The sequence below is a fragment of the Acidovorax sp. HMWF018 genome (assembly GCF_003061035.1).
Taxonomy (GTDB): Bacteria; Pseudomonadota; Gammaproteobacteria; order Burkholderiales; family Burkholderiaceae_C; genus Acidovorax; species Acidovorax delafieldii.
This window is the reverse complement of record NZ_QAIM01000270.1, coordinates 1-4,524: the sequence shown is the minus strand read 5'-3', so window position 1 is coordinate 4,524 and position 4,524 is coordinate 1. Positions and strand designations below refer to the sequence as shown.

The following is a 4,524-nucleotide window of genomic DNA, read 5'->3' as shown; positions in this document are numbered from 1 at the left end:
GAAGCAGGGCGGGCAGATTCAGACACGGCAGAGGAAGGCATGAACAAAAACAAAGTGGCTGCGCGGGGGGGCTGGTACGGGTGCAAAGCGCCCCGCTGTCGCGGCCGACAGGGGCAATTGTGCCCCCGGTGTTGGCGGCGTCCGCCTACATCGCGCCTGCATGTCGGCACCTACCATCGCGCCATGCCACCCGCCGCCCCTCGCCGCCGTTCCACCATGCTCACTGTCTTGCTCACGGCTCTGGCCACCGGGGCCCTTGTCTTGTTGGCACTCAACTTCACGGCGGGCGAGAAAAAAGTGCAGCAACAGTTGCCGCGCCTGTACAGCGCCGCCCACCCGCAGTTCGAGCGCGCCCTGGGCAGCCTGCTGGGCCCGGGCATTGTGGGCGGCAATGCGGTGACGGAGCTGCTCAACGGCGACCAGATCTTTCCGCCCATGCTGGCCGCGATCAAATCCGCGCAGAAAAGCGTCACCTTCGAAACCTACATCTACTGGTCGGGCGACATCGGCAAGCAGTTTGCCGACGCCCTGAGCGAGCGCGCCCGCGCCGGTGTGCCCGTGCATGTGCTGCTCGACTGGGTGGGCAGCGCCAAGATGGAAGAGAGCTATCTGGCCGAGATGAAGGCGGCCGGGGTGTTGATTGAAAAGTTCCACAAACCCCACTGGTACAACCTGGCCCGGCTGAACAACCGCACCCACCGCAAGCTGCTGGTGGTGGACGGGCAGGTGGGCTTTACCGGCGGCGTGGGCATTGCCCCGGCATGGACGGGCCACGCGCAAGACCCCGACCACTGGCGCGACTCGCACTACCTGGTGCGCGGCCCCGCCGTGGCGCAGATGCAGGCCACGTTTCTGGACAACTGGCTCAAGGTTACCGGCAAGGTGCTGCATGGCGAGGCGTACTTTCCGGCCATTGCACCGGCGGGTGCGCAGAAGGCGCAGATGTTCTCCAGCTCGCCATCGAGCGGTAGCGAGAGCATGCAGCTCATGTACCACCTGGCCATCACGGCGGCCGAGCGCAGCATCGACCTGTCGGTGGCGTACTTTGTGCCCGACGACCTGACCCGCAAGCTGCTGATGGATGCGCTGGCACGCGGCGTGCGCGTGCGCCTGGTCACCCCCGGCGAGCACACCGACACCGAGACCGTGAAGGCCGCATCCCGTGCCACCTGGGGCGAGCTGCTGCAGGCCGGGGCCGAGATTTATGAATACGGGCCCACCATGTACCACTGCAAGGTCATGATCGTGGACCAGTTGCTGGTGTCGGTGGGCTCCACCAATTTTGACAACCGCTCGTTCCGCCTGAACGACGAGGCCAACCTGAACGTGTACGACGCTGCCTTTGCACAGCGCCAGACACAGGTGTTTGAAGACGACATCCGACGGTCACGCCGCGTGACCTACGAAGCCTGGCGGGACCGCCCGCTGCGCGAGAAATTACACGAGGCCTTGACCGGCTGGATGCGGTCGCAGCTGTGACGATGTTTGAATGAAATCAGCCGCTGGTGCTAGTGAACAATGCGCCTGGCGCTATCAAAAGTGTAGTTGCTGGTAGTGGATGCGCGGCGGCGGTTGCGGTGCGCCGCCGGGGCAGTGTTTGCCCTGGCGGGCATCTCCGCCTTGCTTATGGATCAGTGCGTCACGAACTCGTAGGTCACGGCTTCGCTGTCCACCATGTCGAGGATGTCGTCCAGCACGTCTTCGTCTTCGGTGCTGGCCCACAGGTCTTCGGGGTCTGTGGCAAACAGGGGTTCGATGGCGATGTCCATGAACTTGCCATCGGGCAGCTTGATGACCGGCGTGCCCTCAGAGGTATCGACCAGCTCCCAGTTGTCGGGCACGGTCATTTCGAGCTGGATGGTGACGTTGAGTTTTTTCATGGCGAATCCTTGTTGCAGAACCGGTCAGGGTAACCCAGTTTGGTGCCAGATGAATGTCTGGCGCCGAACGGATATGCCTAATGCGCTATAAAAATTAGAGCATCCGAAGGATTCTCCACTGCAGGCGCTCATGCCTGCGCCGGGCGAACTCCGTGCTCTCTGGTCTGGCATGGGCTTTGCGTCATGCAGGGCGCAACGTGTCGCGATGCAGACCGTGGGCCGCCGATGTGCCCTTGTACTGCGTGCCATTTGCTGTAACGTGTCTGGCCCAGGCCCCTGTGCGTCCGCGTTCGCTGCGGGCCACGGAAATGCCTGTTCTTGTCCCATCTTCTGACCCCCTGGAGAACCTGCCCATGATCATCAAGAAAACCCTGGCCCTTGCCGCAGCCGCCGCCGTGGTCGCCAGCCTCGCCTTCAGCCCGGCCGCACAGGCAGGCCCCCGGCTCGACAAGATCATGGAGGCCAAGGTCATCCGCGTGGGCACGCCCGGCGACTACCGCCCGTTTGCCATCAAGACCGACGCGGGCTACAGCGGCCACGACATCGATGTGATCGAAACCATGGCCAAGGAGCTGGGCGTGAAGATCGAATACGTGCCCACCACCTGGCCCAACCTGGTGAAGGACCTGCAGGGCGACAAGTTTGACGTGGCCGTGGGCGGCATCACCCGCAACGTCAACCGCATGCGCATTTTTGACATGCTGCCCGGCTACGCCCCGTTCGGCAAAGTGGCCCTGGTGCGCGCGGCCGACAAGGCCAAATACACCAGCGTGGACGCCATGAACCAGCCCACCGTGCGCGTCATCAAGAACCCCGGCGGCACCAACGAAACCTATGTGCTGGCCAACCTCAAGGCCGCCCAGGTCAGCACGCACGACAAGAACGCCGAGATCCCCGCGCTGATCGCCGAGGGCAAGGGCGACGTGATGATCACCGAAACGTACGAAGCCCTGCACTACGCCAAGGCCGACCCGCGCCTGCACGCCGCGTTTGTGGATGCACCGCTCACGCCCAAGAACTACCTGGGCTTCATGCTGCCCACCGACGACGCCGACTACGTGCGCGTGATGGGCTTTGTGTGGGGCCTGGTGGACAGCCGGGGCACCATCAAGCAGGCCGCAGACAAGTGGCTGAAGTGACGGCTTTGGAGTGACTTGGGTCTGGCGCAGTGGGCCTGTGGGCTACTCGCCCGGAATCTCCGGCTCCACCAGCAGCGCCAGCAACTGCAGCGACTCCTGCCAGCCCAGGTAGCACATCTCGGTCGGGATCACCGCCGGGATGCCCGCCTGCACGATGGACACCTCGGTGCCCGTGATTACCTTTCTTAGCTGGATGGTGGTGCGCATTTCGCCCGGCAGGTTGGGGTCGTCAAACCGGTCAGTGTGCACGATGCGCTCGCCCGGCACCAGCTCCACATAGTCGCCGCCAAACGCGTGCGTGCCGCCGCTGCTCAGGTTGGTGAACTGCATGCGGTAGCTGCCGCCCACGCGCGCGTCCAGGCTCAGCACCCGGCCGGTAAAGCCATGGGGCGGAAGCCACTTGCACATGGCATCGGCATCCAGAAACGCGCGGTAGATGCGCTCGGCTGGGGCGCGCAGCACGCGGTGCAGGGTGACGGTGCCGGTAGCGGCTGCGGAGGGGTTGGGGGTAGTCATGCAGGGTCTCCTTGCGGGAATCGGGGTGGATGGATGACAGCGTGCGCCCCAACGCCATGGCGGTCAATGGCCTGGGGCGTCAACGCGTTCACACCTCTACGACGAACGGGCCGGTGCGTTTTCGACAACCGGCCCTTTGCATCACCACATTTTTTTGTGGCGCCGGCTCAGGCGGCGATGGTGCGCACTGCAAAGCTCTCGCTGCCCTGCGCCCAGGCCAGCAGCCGGTCGATGTTGGGGTGCTTGCCAGGAAAGGCGCGCGCATCCGCCACGTGCTCGGCATACCACTCCAGCCCCAGGCTCGCGGCGGCAGGCGTGATCTGCCCGCCATACAGCGCCGCCAGCGCGGCATACACCACCAGCGACCCGGTCTGGCCGGGCTTGTTCTCGATGGTGGCCAGCGTTTGGCCGTCCGCGCCCAGCAGTTGCAGGGCGGCGAGGTGGCTGGCGGAGGGGAGTTGCTTGAGGCGGTCTGCGAAGTTCATGGCGGTCAAATTCAAGTGAAATGGGCCGCAAGCGCTAGAAGATCATGCGCGAGCAGCTATAAAAAAGTGAGTGGTTGAATCAGCGGGGCGGAATCTTAAGGGATGCGGGCCAGGCCCAGACTTTGAACAGGCGCTCACGCCTGCCACACCCCAAACCCCGCCGAGCGCAGGTCGATGCCAATCTCGATCTCCCGGTCCACGGCCTCCTCGTAGGTCATGGGGTTGAAGCCCTCGTACAAGTCCGGCAGCAGCCGCAGGCCGTACTGCGTCACAAACCGGTTGGCCTGGATACCCGCCTTGTGCTTGTCAAACCGCACATCCGGGTCCAGCCCCGTCATGCCCACGTACACGCAGGGTTTGCCGTCGATGTAGCCGGGGTTGCACTTGCGAAAGCGCGGCTCCAGCAGCACGTCTTTGGAGAGCTCGACCACGTAGACGTGGTGGTGGGGCTTGCGGCGGCGCATCGGGGCTGGTGGGGTGGTGTGGGGTTGGGCAGCTTTACGC

General features: G+C 64.3%; 6 protein-coding genes. 2 read left to right on the top strand and 4 right to left on the bottom strand.

What is annotated here, in order from left to right; genetic code table 11:
- Nucleotides 1-216 precede the first annotated feature (216 nt).
- On the top strand, nt 217-1,479 hold the full coding sequence (locus DBR23_RS10205) for a phosphatidylserine/phosphatidylglycerophosphate/cardiolipin synthase family protein (RefSeq protein WP_108498167.1): 1,263 nt from the start codon (nt 217-219) through the stop codon (nt 1,477-1,479).
- Between the two features lie 152 nt (nt 1,480-1,631).
- On the opposite strand, the gene DBR23_RS10200 is transcribed toward DBR23_RS10205, so the two are convergent.
- Nucleotides 1,632-1,880, bottom strand: a complete 249-nt coding sequence (locus DBR23_RS10200; RefSeq protein ID WP_056064732.1) for a hypothetical protein — start codon at nt 1,878-1,880, stop codon at nt 1,632-1,634.
- 353 nt (nt 1,881-2,233) lie between these two features.
- Here DBR23_RS10200 and DBR23_RS10195 point away from each other — a divergent pair, with 353 nt between their 5' ends.
- A complete protein-coding gene (locus tag DBR23_RS10195) occupies nt 2,234-3,019 on the top strand; it encodes a transporter substrate-binding domain-containing protein (protein WP_199170829.1) in 786 nt (261 codons plus the stop codon).
- 42 nt (nt 3,020-3,061) lie between these two features.
- On the opposite strand, the gene DBR23_RS10190 is transcribed toward DBR23_RS10195, so the two are convergent.
- The 3 genes from DBR23_RS10190 to DBR23_RS10180 form a co-directional block, all read right to left on the bottom strand.
- Nucleotides 3,062-3,535 carry an SRPBCC family protein gene (locus DBR23_RS10190; protein WP_108498166.1) on the bottom strand — a complete coding sequence of 158 codons (474 nt, stop codon included), beginning with the start codon at nt 3,533-3,535 and terminating at the stop codon, nt 3,062-3,064.
- Between the two features lie 167 nt (nt 3,536-3,702).
- Nucleotides 3,703-4,020 (bottom strand): DUF2322 family protein, encoded by a 318-nt coding sequence (locus tag DBR23_RS10185; protein WP_108498165.1) that lies wholly within the window; start codon nt 4,018-4,020, stop codon nt 3,703-3,705.
- A gap of 134 nt (nt 4,021-4,154) precedes the next feature.
- Nucleotides 4,155-4,484, bottom strand: a complete 330-nt coding sequence (locus DBR23_RS10180; protein ID WP_015014990.1) for a hypothetical protein — start codon at nt 4,482-4,484, stop codon at nt 4,155-4,157.
- Nucleotides 4,485-4,524: the final 40 nt, after the last annotated feature.